Source organism: Paracoccus albus (assembly GCF_027913035.1).
In the GTDB taxonomy this organism is placed as follows: domain Bacteria; phylum Pseudomonadota; class Alphaproteobacteria; order Rhodobacterales; family Rhodobacteraceae; genus Paracoccus; species Paracoccus albus.
Genome location: NZ_CP115775.1, coordinates 873171 through 890097, shown reverse-complemented (window position 1 = coordinate 890097; position 16927 = coordinate 873171). Strand labels below are relative to the sequence as shown.

Below are 16927 nucleotides of genomic sequence, written 5' to 3'. Positions count from 1 at the left end.
CCCTGCCCCGGACCCTTCACCCCTCCGGTTTTTCGTGCCGCCGTGTCGGCATCCGCATTGTCACCAGCTCTTCAGCGAGGGTCGGATGGACCGCTACAGCCTGATCGAACTGCTCCTTGGTTGCCCCCATCGTGATCGGTATGGCGACCAACTGGATCAATTCTCCGGCCTCCGGGCCGAAGATCTGGCAACCCAGAACCTTGCGTGTTTGCTCATCCACCATAAGCTTCATCATCACCCGCGCCTCTGACCCCGCAAAGAGAGAGCGCATGGGCCTGAAGCGTGCGTCGTAGACGTCGACACCACCGCGGGCGATCGCCTCATCCTCATCCATGCCGATGGTCGCGACCTCATGCGGACGCAGGTAAACTGCACTTGCGACAAGGCTGTGATCCAGAAACCGGGCATTGGCCCCGAAAACCGTATCGGCGAAGCTGTGACCTTCGCGAATGGCAACCGGCGTCAGGTTCACGCGATCGGTCACATCGCCCACCGCAAAGATTGAGGGCACGTTGGTCTGCGACCACTGATCGACGATGATCTTGCCGTTCTTGCCTGTTTTGACGCCCGCCGCCTCCAGCCCGAGGCCCTTTGTGTAGGGCGCGCGGCCAGTCGCGAACATCACCCGATCAAAGCTGTCGCTGCTTCCGTTGGCAAATTCGACTCTGATGCCATCATCCGATTTTTCAAGCTTGACCGGTGTCGCCTCCAGCCGCACATCCACACCGATGTCGTTCAATTGATCCGTCGCCATCTGGCGCAGGTCCGGATCAAAGCCGCGCAGCAACAGGTCACCGCGATAGGCCAGCACGGTATCGACGCCCAGGCCGTTGAAGATGGTCGAAAACTCACAGGCGATGAATCCACCGCCGACAACCAGAACCCGGCCCGGCAGGCTGTCCATCAGGAACATATCGTCCGAGATCATGCCCAGCTCTTCGCCCGGAATGCCCGGAAGGTGCGGACGCCCGCCCGCCGCGATCAGGATATGCTTGGCGCTGATCCGGGTGCCATCGGCCAGTTCCACATCATGCGGGCCAGTCAGATGCGCCCGCTGGTGATAGATCGTGCCGCCGACCGCCTCGAATCCGCGCGTATAGGCCGCTTCCAGCCGGTCGAGCTCGGCATCCAGCTTCGCCTTGAAATCAGGCCATGAGAAATCGCCCGATGTGGCATCAGGCCAGCCGTAACCCCTCGATTCTTCTGCCATTTCCGGCGCGGAGGACGCAAAGATCATCAGCTTCTTGGGTACGCAACCACGAATGACGCAGGTACCGCCCATACGGCTTTCTTCGGCAATCGCCACCTTCGCGCCATATCCCGCCGCGATACGGCCCGCGCGAACGCCGCCCGACCCGCCACCGATAACGAACAGATCGTAATCGAAACTCATTCCTCGGCATCCTCTGCCCGCAGTTCAACCACCTCGCCATCCGGCTTTCCGACAAGCGCCAGATCGCAGAGCCCCAGAAACAATCCGTTCTCTACAACGCCGGGAATGGCATTCAGCGCCGCCGACAAACGCGCCGGCTCCGGGATCGCTTCCAGTGAAAGATCAAGTATGTAGTTTCCCTCATCCGTCAGCAGCGGCATTTCGTCGCGCTGACGCAACAGGATGGGCCGATCCGTCAGTTCCAGCCTGTCAAGGGTGCGACTTATAAGCTCTTGCGTCGTCTGCCAGCCGAAACCGATCACCTCGACCGGCAGATGAAATGCGCCCAGCACCTCGACCACCTTGCTGCCATCGGCCATGACAACCATCCGGTCAGAGGCACTGGCGACGATCTTCTCGCGCAGCAGCGCCGCTCCGCCGCCCTTGATCAGGTTCAGATCTGGGTCCAGTTCATCCGCGCCGTCGATCGTCAGGTCCAGCCAGCCGATATCGTCGAGCGACTCGATCTTCAGCCCAAGGCTTTCAGCCAGATCCGCAGTCGCCTGACTTGTCGCCGCACAGCGAAGCTGCAAACCGTCCTGTTTCACGATTTCTGCCAGCCGACGCACCATGAAGGCCGCGGTCGAGCCCGTGCCGAGGCCCAGCCGCATACCGTTTTCAACCAGCTTAACAGCCGCAGCGGCAGCCGCATCCTTGGCGATGTCAGAGGGCGAAAGTTCGGTCATGGCACGGCTCCTGCAAATGGCTTGTCACGTCTTACCCCGAGAAAGCGGCAAGAGACAGGGGCCAATGAGCCCGACGTTTTCGAAAGGGTGGCGTATCGCCGCAGAAGATTGCGCCAGCCCCGGCGCTGCTCTACAGCTTCGGCCATGAAAAATGCCGAAGACTTCGCCGTTATCATCACCGCTGCCGGACGCGGCACCCGCATGGGCGGAAAGGCCAAGCAGTGGCGCGAGCTGAGCGGGCAATCCGTCATCACGAGGTCCATCGCCGCATTCTCCGGCTTTTCGCGCATTGTGGTCGTTCTCAGCCCCGATGAAATGGAACGCGGCGTCGCTGAACTCTCTGGGCCTGTGATTTTGGTTGCCGGCGGGAAAGAACGGTCCGACAGCGTCCGCGCCGGGTTGGAGGTGCTGGAAGGCAGCGGCGTGCGCTATGTGCTGATCCATGACGGGGCGCGGCCGCTGGTGCCTGCCCCGGTTATCGATCAGGTCGTAAACGCATTGGAAAGCGGTGCCGTGGCCGCAGCCCCGGCCCTGCCCGTCACCGATGCGCTGTGGCGGGGTGCCGACGGGCATGTGACCGGCATGCAGCCACGCGATGGCCTGTTCCGCGCACAGACACCGCAGGGCTTCCGGCTGGATGCAATCCTTGCCGCGCATCGCGACTTTCCCGATGGCGCCGCAGACGACGTCGAACTCGCACGGCGGGCCGGGCATGAGGTTGTCATTACTGAGGGCTCGGAGGACAATCTGAAACTGACATACGGGCCGGATTTCGACCGCGCTCGCCGTATCATAGGGGGCTCCATGGATATTCGCCTTGGCAACGGTTTCGACGTTCATGCCTTTGAGGACGGCGATCATGTGACGCTTTGCGGCGTGCGGATCGACCACGACATGGCGCTCAAGGGGCACTCGGATGCCGATGTCGGAATGCACGCGCTGACCGATGCAATCTATGGCGCATTGGCCGAAGGAGATATCGGGCGTCACTTTCCCCCCTCCGACCCGCAATGGAAGGGCGCTGATAGCGAAATCTTCCTGCGCCATGCGGCGGGACTGGCCCGAAGGCAGGGCTTTGCGATCAGCAATGCCGATGTCACGCTGATCTGTGAAGCGCCCAAAATCGGCCCCCATGCTGCCTCCATGCAGGCCCGCCTTGCCGCGATCATGGAGGTTCAGCCGACCCGCATTTCCGTCAAGGCCACCACGTCCGAACGACTGGGCTTCACCGGACGCGGCGAAGGTATCGCCGCCATCGCCACCGCAACCCTTGTGAAGGAGTAAGCGATGCACCGTATGATCGCGACATGGTTCGGCGCGGGCGACATTCGTCCCGCGCCGGGAACATGGGGCTCCGCCGTTGCTGTGGCGCTTGGCGTCGTCATTCACTGGATCGGCAGCTTTCCCCTTCTGGCGCTCGCAACCATCGCCGTCACCGCGCTCGGCTTCTGGTCGGTGTCGCATTATACGAAAGGGATGGAGGACCCCGACCGTTCCGAAATCGTCATCGACGAGGTCGCGGGCCAATGGCTGGCGCTGTGCTTTCCCTCCTACGGTTTCTGGCATGCGGGCCTGCCTTCGACCGAATTTCCGTGGCCGGGCTGGCTGGCCGCATTCCTGCTGTTCCGCCTGTTCGATATCTGGAAGCCGTGGATCATCGGCCGTGCCGACCGCGAAGGCGGCACGATGGGCGTCATGATGGATGACCTGTGGGCAGGCGTGTTCGCAGGTCTCACGACGATGATCTGCGCGGGCATCTGGCACGGGCTGATCGCATGAGCGTTGCCGCCCGCATTCTTGAAGCCGCCCGCACGCGCGGGATGATGATTGCCACGGCTGAAAGCTGCACGGGCGGGCTCGTCGCCGGGGCACTGACCGAAGTGCCGGGATCATCGGACGTCTTCGACCGTGGCTTCGTCACCTATTCCAACGCCGCCAAGCAACAGATGCTGGGCGTATCCGCCGAGACGTTGAGCCGTTTCGGCGCGGTCAGCGAGGAAACGGCACGGGAAATGGCAAATGGTGCCCGCACCAGATCAGAGGCAGCACTTGCGGTTGCGATTACCGGCATTGCCGGGCCGGGCGGATCGGACCATAAGCCCGAGGGGCGCGTCTGCTTTGCCGTGTCATCCGTGACTGTAACCCAATCGGAAACGGTTGAATTCGGCCCTCTTGGAAGGGAACAGGTGCGCGCTGCATCTGTCGCACACGCCTTGTCGCTGTTGGAACGGGCACTGAACGGCGCGTAGCGGAATGGAAAAAGGCGCGACCCGCAGGTCGCGCCCGATTTCAGCTAAGTCTCACAGTGCTCAGCGGGCGGTTTCGCGCACGACCTCACCTTCAGGCGTGACAAAAACGACCACCTCTTCACCCTGCGGATTCAACGCTTCGAACGAGGCTCCGCGCGGATTGGGGCTGAACTCACCCAGTTCCGAATAACCCGCCCCTTCCACGGCGCTGCGGATCGCGGCCTCATCGACCGGCGCAGGCGACTGTCCCGGCTGCGGGCGACCGTCCGGTCCGCCTTGGGACTGGCCACCTTCATGAGGACCGCCATCGCGCTGACCCATGCGGTCACGATCACCATCACGATCACCGCGTTCGGACCTATCGCCATGATAGCCGCGCTGACCTTTCTCGCCGCGCTCGCCATGCTTGCCAAAACCGCGTTTGCCACGATCACCGTGATCGCCGCGCTCAAAGCGCATCAGTTCTCCGTCTTCATCAAAACCGATCCGGACTTCATCGCCCGATGCAGCTTGCCCGCCGATCATGACCGCGCCGCCACGTCTGCCAATCGTATTCAGCTCTGCGATCTCCGACATGATCGGATGCGCACGCGCAGCCTCGGGCAGCAATTCGTCCATCAATGCCTGCGGCAAGGCCGACCCTTCGGCGGTCCGCACGCCCATCAATTCGCCGTCGCGGCTGACGATGGCATCGAAATCCTTGCCCGTCTCGGCAATGCTGCCGCCAACGAACAGACCGCCACGCGGACCGGGACGCGTCTCGACATCGGCAAAATCATCGCTCTGGAACAGTTGGGGGACCTGGACTTGCGCCTCCGATTCCGCAGCATCTGCCGGTGCTGTCGTCGCGGGCGCATCCGCATCAGCATCAGGGGATGCGGGGGCCGTTTGAGCGACGGCCATACCTCCGCCAAGAACGCCCATCAGGCTCAGCACGAGAATAGAAGGTTTCAGTTTACTGCTCATAGTTACTTCCTTTCGAATCTTCGCAGGGCAACTCTTCGCCCCGGATGAGCCCTGCCTAGCCGCCCTATTGCGAACCTTTCGCCAATGAAGCATTTGGTTTCCGTTTACTTCTAACGCATTATTCTGGGATCATGATCCGTGCAGCCCTTATTTTACTGCTGATTCCCATCGCTGCGCTGTGCGCCCCGGCGAAGCCGCCAGAGCTTTTGCCCCTTCACGAGGTCGTGAAAATAGTCGGCGAACGCTTTCAGGGCCGGTTGCTGGCCGCGCGAGTCGATTCGCCCGCCCCCTACGAATTCGCCCTGGGAAGCGACAGCATTCAGGAACTCGTCCTGCTGTCGAAACAGGGCAATATTATCATCATTCGGCTGGACGGCGAAACGGGTCGTATTCTGGATGTGCGCGGCAGGGGACTGAACGCGGCACGGGTGCCGATGAACAAGAATCACAAGGACGACTGATGCGCTGCCTTATTGTTGAGGACGACCCCACACTTTCGTCACAACTATCGTCGGCGCTGAACGATGCGGGCTTCGTGACCGATTGCGCGACCGATGGCGAGGAAGGCGAGTTTCTGGGCGCGACCGAAACATACGATGTCGCTGTCCTCGATCTGGGTCTTCCCGGAATGCCGGGGATAGAGGTGCTGGAAAGCTGGCGCGCAGCCGGAATTTCCATGCCGGTGCTGATCCTGACCGCGCGCGGCGAATGGGCGGACAAGGTGGCGGGGTTCCGCGCCGGTGCCGATGATTACGCCGTCAAACCCTTTCGTCTGGACGAGGTGGTGATACGCGCCCAGACCTTGGTGCGCCGCGCGGCGGGTCACGCCCAGTCAGTGATCCGGGCCGGTTCGCTGACGCTTGATTCGCAGCTTGGCGTCGTGACCCGCGACGGTGTGCCGCTGAAACTGACCGCGTTCGAGCTGCGCATCCTGGCCTACCTGATCCACCACAAGCGCCGCGTCGTGTCGCGCACCGAGCTGGCCGAACATCTGTATGACGCCAATGCCGACCGCGACTTCAAGTCCATCGAGGTCGTCATCGGCCGACTGCGCAAAAAAGTCGGAGACGGCGTGATCGAAACCCGCCGGGGCGAAGGCTATCTGCTGAACGATCAGACGGCGACGCAGGCGTGATCGGCTGGAAATCCATCCGGGGCCGCCTGCTATGGCTGTCAGCGCTTTGGCTGAGCGCTGCACTTCTCGCGGCCTATCTGATCATCGGCAATGTGCTCGAACGCTTCGTCTCTACACGTTTCGATGCCGAACTTGCGGCGGTTTCCGACGCGTTGATGGTCGGAACGGGCGCGGATTCCTCAGGGTTGGCGCAACTGGTGGACAGTCCAACCGATCCACGATTCAGTCAGCCTCTGTCAGGGTGGTATTGGCAGGTATCTGCGGATGGCAGTGTCTTTATCACTTCGGACTCGCTCTATGAATCTGAACTGCCTGTGCCTGCCGCTGATGCATCGGGGGCGCAGACATTGGGACCGGATGGGGCCATGCTGCGCGCGGCAACCCGCGCTTTCACCGTTCCGGGCAGCGACGAGGATTTGCGCGTCACCGTGACAGCACCACAGGCAGAGATCGATGCGGCTCTGGCAGCCGTCCGCCGTCCGCTGGCGCTGACCCTTGCTGTGCTGGGGATCGGTCTGGCGGTAGGTGTTGTGGTTCAGGTGACGGCTGGCCTGTCATCTCTGCGGCTTATGGGTCGCAATCTGCGTGCTGTCCGCGAAGGCCAGACAGCCACGCTGCGCCCCCCTGATGTCGCGGAACTGCAACCCATCGCCGAAGAGATGAACGCGCTGCTGACGCAGAACAGAGATCAGCTTGCCCGCACCCGCGAACAGATCGGCAATCTGGCCCATTCACTGAAAACACCGCTGATGGCGCTGCAAGGTGATCTGCCACCCGACGATCCGGGTCAGGCGGTCATCGCACGGATGGATCGTCAGATCGCGTGGCACCTGAAGCGGGCACGCAGCGCGGGCGGTCGGCGCGTGTTGGGCCAGGTGACACATATCACCCCGGTGATTGACGATATTCTGCTGGTGCTGAACCGTCCACTGCAGGATCGAGGCATTGAAGTCTTGCGCGATATCGCCACCCCAACCCTCCCGATTGAGCATGAGGACGCTCAGGAAATTCTCGGAAATCTGCTGGAAAATGCCACGAAATGGGCCAACAGCCGGATCTCGGTCAGGACTGCACGGCAGGAAGGGCAGGTTTACCTGACCATCGCCGATGACGGCCCCGGTATGGCCGACGCGGATTTCAGTCGTGCGTTGTCACGCGGCACCCGACTGGATGAACGCGGCCCGGGTGCCGGTCTGGGCCTTGCAATTATCGCCGATCTTGCGGCCTTGAATGGTGGCGGGCTGAAACTTGGCAGAGACGAGCAACTGCGCGGCTTATCCGCAACGGTCACGCTGCCGGACTAGTCCTGCGGCCCAAAGCTTTCCACCCAGTCGATCAGGCGCGGCAGGCTGTGGCGTTTCAGATCATAGCCATCAGTGATCGTCTGACGCGCGGCGGCTCTTATACGCTCGGCCTCCGGATCGCCCTCCAGCCCCCGGATCAATGCGGCGGACAGCGCCTTCTGATCGAAGAAATCGACCAGCCTGCCATTCTGCCCATCCCGGATCAACTCCTGCACCGGCGCCGTGTCTGAGCCAACGATATATGCACCCGCAGACATCGCCTCTGTCAGCGACCAACTCAACACGAAGGGATAGGTCAGGTAGCAATGCACCCGTCCGACCTGTAGCACCCGGCGGTAATCATGGTACTTCACGCGACCAAGGAAATGGATACGTTCAAGATCCAGCCGTCCCTCTGTTTCCGCCAGCAATTTTGCCTTCCAGGTCTTTGCATCGCGCGGCTTGCCGCCATAGCTGGTACCATCCCCGCCGATCATCACGACCTGAGCGTTGGGCCGCGCCGCCATGACATCTGGCAGCGCGCGCATCAGAACGTGGAAACCCCGGTAAGGCTCAAGCGAGCGCGAAACATAGGTCAGCACCTCATCACCCGCTTTCAGCACGTTGCCATTCGGCAGGGTAAAGCTGGCCTCGGCGTCAGGGCGCATCAGATCAGTATCGATACCGTCATGAACGGTGGTGATCTTTGATTGAAGCTCTGCCGGAAAACTTTCCGCCTGATAGCGAGTAGGCGACAAGGCCGCATCACACTGCAGAATACCCATCGCAAGATGGCCAGTGCGAGCGACCGTATTGAAGCGCGACCAGTCCAGGTTGCCCGTCGCTTCCGGGTCGAAGCCGATGTCATGGCCGCGCGTTCGGTAGATCAGCTCCGCATATACCAGAAGCTTTGCATCCGGCCAGATTTCCCTGAGAAACAATGTTTCACCCCAGCCGGAATGACCGAATATCACATCGGGCACATAGCCGTGCCGGTCCCGCAACGCACGAGCACCACGCGCTGCCATATAGCCGCGCTCGACATGTTCGGCATATGCTTTCGCAAATGGTTGAGAGCAGGTGACCTCATCGGGCGTCTTGTATTTCAGGACGCGGACATTGCTGGGACGATCATTTTTCTGATCTGTCAATGCCGTTACGTCGTGCCCACGTGCCGCAAGAGCAGGTGCCAGATGCAAGAACTGACCCGGAAAATTCTGGTGGACAAAGAGTATTTTCATTTTCGATAGTCCCGGAAAGCGGCATCCATAAGATCCCGCGTATAGTCGGTTTCTGGTGAGTCGAAAATCTGTTCGACCAACCCCTGCTCTACGACCTCACCCGCACGCATAACCATGATCTTATGCGACATGGCGCGTACAACCCGCAGATCATGGCTGATGAACAGATAGGCAAGCCCGTGGTCACGTTGCAGCTTGCGCAGCAATTCCACGATCTGGACCTGAACGGTCATATCCAGTGCCGATGTCGGTTCGTCCAGCACGACCACCTTTGGCCGAAGGATCATGGCACGCGCGATGGCGATGCGTTGACGCTGCCCGCCAGAGAACTCATGCGGATAGCGGTGCATGGTTTCGGGCGGCAAGCCGACCTCGGCCATGATCTCGGCCACCATCTCGCGCCGGTTGCGACCTTTTTCGACGCCGTGCACACCCAGACCCTCGGCAATGATCTGTTCGACGGTCATGCGCGGGGACAGGCTGCCGTAAGGATCCTGAAAGACGATCTGCATATCGCGACGCAGGTCACGCAACTGCCGCGAGCCCCATTTCGAGATATCCTGACCTTCATACAGGATCGGCCCATCGCTTTCGATCAGCCGCATGATCGCAAGCGCCAGCGTCGTCTTGCCCGATCCGGATTCGCCCACAATCCCCAATGTCTCACCCTGCCGCACCGACAGGGTCGCCCCGTTCACAGCCTTCACATGGCCGACTGTGCGACGCAATAGACCGCGTTGGATCGGAAACCAGACCTTCAGATCATCGGTCGCAACCAGAACTGGTGCATCTTCAGCAACAGCAGCTGCCCTGCCGGTCGGCTCTGCCGCCAGCAGCGTCCTGGTATAGGGATGCCGCGGATCGGAAAAGATCCCCTCGACCGGCCCCTGCTCGACGATCTCACCGTCTTTCATCACGCAGACCCGATCCGCGATGCGCCGCACCAGACCAAGGTCATGGCTGATGAACAGCATCGACAGGCCCTCTTCGCGCTTAAGCTCTGCCAGCAAATCAAGGATCTGAGCCTGAATGGTCACATCAAGCGCGGTCGTCGGCTCATCCGCGATCAGCAATTCCGGCCGGTTCGCCAGTGCCATCGCGATCATGACCCGCTGCCGCTGACCGCCGGAAAGCTGGTGGGGATAATCCGCAAGACGGGTGTCGGGATCACGGATACCCACACGGTTCAACAGTTCCAGAATCCGTTCGCGCACCGCAGCACCCTTCAGGCCCTGATGCAGCGCGATACTTTCTGAAAGCTGCTTTTCCAGCGTGTGCAGCGGGTTCAGCGAGGTCATCGGCTCCTGAAAGATGAAGCTGATATCGTTGCCGCGAATATCGCGCAGCTTGGCGGGGCTGGCACCCAGCAGCTCCTCTCCCTCATAGCTAATGGCACCGTCCAAATTCGCGGCATCACCCAGAAGCTGCACGGTCGAAAGCGCGGTCACGGACTTGCCCGAACCGGATTCCCCGACGAGCGCCACCGTTTCGCCCCGGCCGATCTGGAAACTGACACCACGCACGGCTGGGATGATCTGCCCGTCCTGACTGAAGCTGACCTTCAGCTTGCGCACATCCAGCACGATCTCATCAGGCAAGGTGGCGGGATGCGTGACATGGGCTGCCGCGTCAGGCTCTGCCAAGGTGTCGCCCTGGCCCTCGTGCTGATGATCGTCAACAGGCGCAGGCCCCAGACCGGGGGCCGGGGCCAACGCCTCTACCGGCAGGACCGGGTCGTTCTTGTCCTGATCGCGGCTGCTCATTTGAAGGTCTTCCGGGGGTCGAAGGCATCGCGCACGCCTTCGAAGATGAAGACCAGAAGCGACAGCATGATGGCGAATGTAAAGAAGGCGGTAAAGGCAAGCCAAGGTGCCTGGAGGTTCTGTTTGCCGACAAGGGCCAGTTCCCCAAGGCTGGGGGCCGAACTTGGCAGGCCATAGCCAAGATAATCCAGTGCCGCCAACGTCGAAACCGTGCCGGTCACGATGAAAGGCAGCATGGTCAGCGTCGCCACCATTGCGTTGGGCAGGATATGCCGGAACATGATCTTGCGATCACCCACACCAAGCGCCCGCGCGGCGCGGACATATTCGAAATTCCGCGCCCGCAGGAATTCGGCCCGGACCACACCGACCAAAGCTGGCCAGCCAAAGACGATCATGATGATCACAAGCAGCCAGAAACTTCGCCCGAAGACGGCAAACATGATGATGATGACGTAAAGGACGGGCGTGTTCTGCCATATCTCCAGCAGGCGTTGCAGCAGAATATCCGTCCGGCCGCCGAAATAGCCCTGTATCGCGCCCATCGCGATCCCGATGACCGACGCCACCGCCGTCACCACCAGCGTGAACACGACCGAGGTGCGGAAGCCATAGATCGTGCGCGACAGCACATCGCGCGTCGTCGCATCCGTGCCCAGCCAGTGGCGGCTGTCCGGCGCGCTCGGCGCTTGGCCGACCTGATCGGTATCGCGGTAATGGAAGGGAATGATCGGCCAGACCATCCAGCCCTGCTCGGCCTCGGGCACCCCGGCGCTGCCATCCTTCACAGATGCGATATAGGCCTCGGGATCCTCATCCCAGCATTCCTCACGCCCGCCCGAGATGATCAGGCATTGCGTATCGGGCAGCCTGTACAGCGCCTCTGTCTGGAAATCGCCGCCGAATGTGGTTTCGGGATAGAAATTGAAAACCGGGTAATAAAGATCACCGCGATAGTTCACGACCAGAGGCTTATTATTTGCAATCAGCTCGGCACAAAGCGACAGGCCGAACAGGATTGTGAAGATGATGAGCGACCAGAAGGCCCTCTTGTTGTTGCGGAAATTGCGCCAGCGGCGACGATTGAGTTCTGACATCGCCATCAGCCCGCCCTCTTCTCAAAGTCGATGCGCGGATCGACCAGCACATACATCAGGTCCGACAGGATGCCGATCAGCAGACCCAGCAGGCCAAAGATATAAAGCGTTCCGAACACCAGCGGATAATCGCGCTGCACCACGGCCTCAAAACCCAACCGGCCAAGACCGTCAAGAGAGAAGATCGTTTCGATCAGGATCGAAGAGCCGAACAGGATGGCCAGAAGCATCCCCGGCAGCCCGGCGATGATGATCAGCATGGCATTGCGGAAAACATGGCCATACAGAACGCGCCGCTCGGTCAGGCCCTTGGCGCGGGCGGTCATGACATATTGCTTGTTGATCTCATCCAGAAAGCTGTTCTTGGTCAGCAGGGTCAGCGTCGCAAAGCCCGAAATCGCCATAGAGATCACAGGCAGGGTGATATGCCACAGATAATCCTTGATCTGCCCGAACAGCGACAGCGATTCAAAATCCGGGCTGGTCAGCCCCCGAAGCGGAAATATCCGCCAATAGGTACCGCCCGCAAACAGCGTCATCAGCAGAACCGCGAACAGGAAGGACGGGATGGCATAGGCCACGACGATCATCCCCGATGTCCATGTGTCAAAGGGCGTGCCATTGCGCACGGCCTTGCGGATTCCCAGCGGGATCGACACCAGATAGGCAAGAAGCGTCGTCCACAGCCCCAGCGTGATCGACACCGGCAGGGTCCGCGCGATTTCCGTCGTCACCGAGTTCGACCGGAACCAGCTTTCCCCGAAATCGAAGCGCAGATAATTGCCCAGCATGATGCCGAAACGGCGGACGGTGCCGATTGGTTCTTTGCTGCATTCTTCGGCGGACAGGCTCGGCTCGCCCTCAAATCCCGGTTCGCAGACGATTTCGGCAAACCCCATCTGCAATTCCAATTCCGAGATCAGCTCTGGCGGCAGGCCCTGAGCGCCCGCATACTGAATACCGCCCTCTCCGCCACCGCCGGAGACCTCGGCCATCGTATTGCCTTCGCCCTGCACGCGGGCGATCACCTGCTGGATCGGGCCACCCGGCACGAACTGGATCAGGGCGAAGTTCACCAGCATGATCCCGATCAGCGTCGGTATGACCAGCAGCAGACGCCGTAAGATATAGGCTGCCATGCCCTGCCCTTCTTTTCGTCAGGTCTCTGCCTGCTCGTTCCCGACCGGTTAGCGCAATGCCCCGGCCCGTTTCAGCTGTTCCGCCTTTTCAGCGTTATACCACGCGATATCAAGATACCAAGGCGAACTGAGCGATTCCGACAGATAGGGCGGCAGCGGATCGGGCCATTCATACTGATCGTAATAGGCCAGAAACTGCTTGGGGTTATACCAGTTGGGAATCCACGGATACATCGCCCGCACCACCCGGTCGAGCGCGCGGGTCGCCACTGCCATCTCTTCGTAATTGTCAGCCGAAATCGCGGTGCGGATCAGGCTGTCAATGGCCGGGCTGGTCACGCCAGAGGGGTTGAACACGTCATCCACCCCCTGCGACCCAAAGACCTGATAAAGGCCGTCACCCGCGATCTGGGCGGTCGGCGCATGGCCAATGATGATGTCATAGTCGAACTCATATCGCCGGGTTTCGTGTTCTGTCCCGTCCACCCGCGCCATCGTGGCATCGACCCCAACTGCACGAAGATTTTCAATGAGCGGGTTGATAATACGGTCAAATGTCTGGTTGTCATTCATAAACTCGACGCTCAGCAAATCACCGTTGGCGTTGCGCCGCATCCCGTCGCTGCCCGCAACCCAACCGGCTTCGTCCAGCAATGCCGCCGCCTGCCGCAGACTGCGCCGATCAAGCTGGCGGTCGCTGCCTTCGGGCGGAACCACGGCCTCTTCCGTCAGGACACCTTCGGGCAGGTCAGCGGCCAGCGGCTCCAGCAAGGCCAGTTCAGCCTCGCTTGGCGTGCCGGTGGCCTTCAGGTCTGTGTTGTCCCAGAAGGATTCCGTGCGGGTATAAAGCCCGTAGAACAAAGCATCGTTCGACCATTTGAAGTTGAACAGCAGCCCGATCGCCTGCCGCACGCGCGGGTCCTGAAACTTCTCTCGACGCATGTTGATGAAGAAACCCTGCGCAGGCGCCTTGTTCTGATTGGTAACGGTGGTCTTGATGACATGCCCGTTGTTCAGCGCCGGGAAATTGTAACCTGTCGCCCATTGGATCGACGAGTTTTCGTGCCGGATGGTATATTCCCCGGCCTTGAACGCCTCAAACGCGGCTTCGCTGTCTGCGAAATATTCGGCCCGAACCGTATCGAAATTGTTCCGCCCGATATTGATCGGCAGATCGCTGCCCCAATAGTCCGGATTACGCTTATAAACCGAAGTCCGCCCGATATCCGCCCGCTCAAACACATAAGGACCGCTGCCGAGATAGGGCTTGTCGCTGGATGCCGCCAGATCGCGGTCGTTCTCTTCGAAATCCTTCTTTGACAGAATGGTCAGCCCGCCCGCTGACTGAATCACATCGCGGCGCGGATAATCCGGCATGAAATCGAAACGGATCGTATGATCGTCGATAATTTCTGCGCCTTTGGTCGATTGCGCCAGAACCGCCCGGAAGGATGACAGGCCCTTGTCGCGGAATGTCTCATAAGAAAACATCACATCTTCGGCGGTGACGGGCGTGCCGTCAGAGAACTTTGCCTCGGGCCGCAGATGAAAGATCACCCAGTCGCGGCTTTCGGGATATTCGATGGTCTCGCAGATCAGGCAATAAGCGGTGCCGACCTCATCCATCGTACCGGTCATCAGCGGTTCCAGCATGATCGAAGACAGGATGTCCGGCCGACCGCGCACGGTAAACGGGTTATAGCTGTCGAACCCGCCCGGCATCGCCATTGAAATTTCACCGCCTTTCGGCGCATCGGGATTTACATAAGGCAGATGCTCGAAATCAGCGGCGAGTTCCGGCGGGCCGAAAATGCCGATGCCGTGGGCGATGGTGGTTTCACCCTCTGCCGCGCGCCCGGCAGGGACATTATCGGCAGCGGTTGCCGCATCGGCAGTTTCGGTTGCGGGCGCCTGGCTTTCCTGCGCGGTCAACGGTCCGGCAAGGAAGGCAAGCGGCAGCAGCAGCGCGGCAAAACGAACGTTCCGGTTCATGGCGATCCTTCGCAAAGTTGTCGCAACAACGCTAAGGCACGCGCCATGCCCGGATCAATCCGCGATTTCGTGATCAACCATAAGAAAAGCGCCCGGAGACACAATCCGGGCGCTGAAAATGTCGTCCCTGACGGCGGTTACTGCGTGGATTGCAGGTAAGCCACCAGATCGGCGCGATCCTGCGGCTTGGGCAGCCCGGCAAAGACCATCTTGGTCTGCGGCACGACACCTTTCGGATCGGCCAGGAACTCCTGCAAGGCTTCCGGCGTCCATTCCGGTGCCTCGCCCGCATGGGCAACCATCGCATCGGAATAGCTGAAGCCATCGGCACCTGCCACCGCGCGACCGACAACGCCGTTCAGATGCGGGCCGGTGCCATCGCTGCCGTCAACCTTGTGACATGCGCGGCATTTGCCAAAGACCTTCTCACCGCTGGCGGGATCCGCGGCTTCCATCAGGGCCGCGAAGTCGATCTGTTCTTCTTCGGCTTCGACCTCACCACCGCCAGAGGATTCGACCGGAATGGAATAGGCCTGCGCGACCGGCTCATCCCCGTGGGAACCTTCGGCGGGTCCGACATGGAACAGCGCGCTGCCGGCCCAGAACAGCAAAAGCATCGTCAGCAGAGACCCGATCAGTGCTGCTGCGGTTTTTGTTGTGGTCATCGTGTTGAACATTTGCCGGCCCCACTAGGTAGTGTTCAAAATTCTCGCGGTATCTATCCGCTTTCTTTCCCCCTGTTCAAGGTATAGTTCACGCCCAAAGACCCGGTAAGTCAATTGCATGTGACGGAAATGACCAGCCCAGCGAATCTCATCGCCTTTCAGGGAGAGCCCGGTGCCTACAGCCATCAGGCCTGCCGCGACGCCCGCCCCGATCTGGAGGCATTGCCCTGCCGCACCTTCGAGGATGTGATAGAGGCCGTGCGCTCTGGTCAGGCCGATCTGGCCATGCTGCCGGTGGAAAATTCGACCTATGGCCGCGTCGCAGATATCCACCACCTGTTGCCCGAATCCGGTCTGCACATCATTGATGAAGCCTTTGTGCGCGTTCACATCTCTCTGCTGGCGCTGCCCGGCGTGGCGCTGAACGAAATCACCGATGCAATGAGCCATACGGTCCTGCTGGGCCAGTGCCGCCGTTTTCTGCGCGACAACAATATCCGCGGTATGACGGGGGCTGATACCGCCGGTTCGGCTAAGGTCGTCTCTGAACAGCGGCAGCGTCACATTGCCGCACTCGCCGCACCGCTGGCAGGCGAAATCTATGGCCTCAACCGGCTGGCAGACGAAATCGAGGACCGGCAGAACAACACCACGCGCTTCCTGATCATGGCACGCGAGCCCGACTATGCGCGCCGCCCGAACCGCAACGGCGAACAGGGCATGATGACCAGCTTCGTTTTCCGCGTGCGCAACATTCCGGCGGCACTCTACAAGGCAATGGGCGGATTCGCGACCAATGGCGTCAACATGACGAAGCTGGAAAGCTATATGGTCGACGGCGTTTTCACAGCAACCCAGTTCTACGCCGATATCGAGGGGCACCCGGAAGACGACAATGTCCGGCTGGCACTGGATGAGCTGCGCTATTTCACGTCAATGACGAATATCCTCGGCGTGTATCCCGCAGACCCCCTTCGCGCCGAACAGCTTCGTCAGCGCGATCAGTAAAGCCCGGCACGGTCAAGTCTAAATCGCTGTCTATCCCTGCTATACGCAAATCCACCAGGGATATCTGTCGCAACCGAGATCCCATGCGACAAACACCGCAAAACTGCTGTCCGGGTGCTGAACAATATTACCGTTTGCTGAGCGCATGCCAGCAAATCCCCCGAAACGGATTCGATCAGCCCTGAAGAAATCCGTCGGGCCCAAAGCTCTACAACAGTTGCGCGACCATTCGAACTGGCGCAGCGTGGAGCGGCCGCAACCGGAGCAGCAT

16 protein-coding genes are annotated in these 16927 nt (G+C 60.6%); 7 read left to right on the top strand and 9 right to left on the bottom strand.

The features are described from left to right. Window positions 1-16 precede the first annotated feature (16 nt). Together gorA and rpiA are read right to left on the bottom strand one after the other, a co-directional pair. Window positions 17-1393: a glutathione-disulfide reductase gene (gene gorA / locus PAF20_RS04425; protein WP_271072528.1), complete on the bottom strand. Its 1377-nt coding sequence runs from the start codon at window positions 1391-1393 to the stop codon at window positions 17-19. Beyond that, window positions 1390-2118 carry a ribose-5-phosphate isomerase RpiA gene (gene rpiA / locus PAF20_RS04420; protein ID WP_271072527.1) on the bottom strand — a complete coding sequence of 243 codons (729 nt, stop codon included), beginning with the start codon at window positions 2116-2118 and terminating at the stop codon, window positions 1390-1392. The genes gorA and rpiA overlap by 4 nt, the downstream gene beginning before the upstream one ends. A gap of 144 nt (window positions 2119-2262) precedes the next feature. Between rpiA and PAF20_RS04415 the strand changes: the two genes are divergently transcribed. The 3 genes from PAF20_RS04415 to PAF20_RS04405 are packed head-to-tail and all read left to right on the top strand — an operon-like array spanning window position 2263 to window position 4367. Continuing rightward, complete coding sequence (locus PAF20_RS04415) at window positions 2263-3402, top strand: bifunctional 2-C-methyl-D-erythritol 4-phosphate cytidylyltransferase/2-C-methyl-D-erythritol 2,4-cyclodiphosphate synthase (RefSeq protein WP_271072526.1); 1140 nt, start codon at window positions 2263-2265, stop codon at window positions 3400-3402. Between the two features lie 3 nt (window positions 3403-3405). Further along, entirely contained in the window at window positions 3406-3897 is a 492-nt protein-coding gene (locus PAF20_RS04410; protein WP_271072525.1) for a phosphatidylglycerophosphatase A family protein, read from the top strand. Then, window positions 3894-4367: a CinA family protein gene (locus tag PAF20_RS04405; protein WP_271072524.1), complete on the top strand. Its 474-nt coding sequence runs from the start codon at window positions 3894-3896 to the stop codon at window positions 4365-4367. Before PAF20_RS04410 ends, PAF20_RS04405 begins: the two co-directional genes overlap by 4 nt. Window positions 4368-4427: 60 nt before the next feature. Here the strand turns inward: PAF20_RS04405 and PAF20_RS04400 are convergent, their stop codons facing one another. Beyond that, window positions 4428-5333, bottom strand: coding sequence for a hypothetical protein (locus tag PAF20_RS04400; protein WP_271072523.1), 906 nt, complete (start codon window positions 5331-5333; stop codon window positions 4428-4430). Between the two features lie 131 nt (window positions 5334-5464). Between PAF20_RS04400 and PAF20_RS04395 the strand changes: the two genes are divergently transcribed. From PAF20_RS04395 to PAF20_RS04385, 3 genes are read left to right on the top strand one after another with little or no spacing between them, the layout of a single operon-like run. Further along, the gene (locus PAF20_RS04395) at window positions 5465-5794 is read left to right on the top strand and encodes a hypothetical protein (RefSeq protein WP_271072522.1); all 330 of its coding nucleotides are present in this window, start codon (window positions 5465-5467) and stop codon (window positions 5792-5794) included. After that, window positions 5794-6468 (top strand): response regulator transcription factor, encoded by a 675-nt coding sequence (locus PAF20_RS04390; RefSeq protein WP_271072521.1) that lies wholly within the window; start codon window positions 5794-5796, stop codon window positions 6466-6468. The genes PAF20_RS04395 and PAF20_RS04390 overlap by 1 nt, the downstream gene beginning before the upstream one ends. After that, entirely contained in the window at window positions 6465-7772 is a 1308-nt protein-coding gene (locus PAF20_RS04385; RefSeq protein ID WP_271072520.1) for a sensor histidine kinase, read from the top strand. Before PAF20_RS04390 ends, PAF20_RS04385 begins: the two co-directional genes overlap by 4 nt. On the opposite strand, the gene PAF20_RS04380 is transcribed toward PAF20_RS04385, so the two are convergent. The 6 genes from PAF20_RS04380 to PAF20_RS04355 form a co-directional block, all read right to left on the bottom strand. Beyond that, the gene (locus PAF20_RS04380; protein WP_271072519.1) at window positions 7769-8992 is read right to left on the bottom strand and encodes a glycosyltransferase; all 1224 of its coding nucleotides are present in this window, start codon (window positions 8990-8992) and stop codon (window positions 7769-7771) included. The genes PAF20_RS04385 and PAF20_RS04380 overlap by 4 nt on opposite strands. Continuing rightward, entirely contained in the window at window positions 8989-10755 is a 1767-nt protein-coding gene (locus PAF20_RS04375; RefSeq protein ID WP_271072518.1) for an ABC transporter ATP-binding protein, read from the bottom strand. The genes PAF20_RS04380 and PAF20_RS04375 overlap by 4 nt, the downstream gene beginning before the upstream one ends. Continuing rightward, entirely contained in the window at window positions 10752-11858 is a 1107-nt protein-coding gene (locus PAF20_RS04370; protein ID WP_271072517.1) for an ABC transporter permease, read from the bottom strand. Before PAF20_RS04370 ends, PAF20_RS04375 begins: the two co-directional genes overlap by 4 nt. Continuing rightward, the gene (locus PAF20_RS04365; protein WP_271072516.1) at window positions 11858-12991 is read right to left on the bottom strand and encodes a microcin C ABC transporter permease YejB; all 1134 of its coding nucleotides are present in this window, start codon (window positions 12989-12991) and stop codon (window positions 11858-11860) included. Before PAF20_RS04365 ends, PAF20_RS04370 begins: the two co-directional genes overlap by 1 nt. 48 nt (window positions 12992-13039) lie before the next feature. Continuing rightward, window positions 13040-14983, bottom strand: a complete 1944-nt coding sequence (locus PAF20_RS04360) for an extracellular solute-binding protein (protein ID WP_271072515.1) — start codon at window positions 14981-14983, stop codon at window positions 13040-13042. A 137-nt stretch (window positions 14984-15120) separates the two neighbouring features. Next, entirely contained in the window at window positions 15121-15660 is a 540-nt protein-coding gene (locus PAF20_RS04355) for a c-type cytochrome (protein WP_271072514.1), read from the bottom strand. A 117-nt stretch (window positions 15661-15777) separates the two neighbouring features. Between PAF20_RS04355 and PAF20_RS04350 the strand changes: the two genes are divergently transcribed. Beyond that, window positions 15778-16656, top strand: a complete 879-nt coding sequence (locus PAF20_RS04350) for a prephenate dehydratase (protein WP_271072513.1) — start codon at window positions 15778-15780, stop codon at window positions 16654-16656. The last annotated feature ends 271 nt before the right edge of the window (window positions 16657-16927 follow it).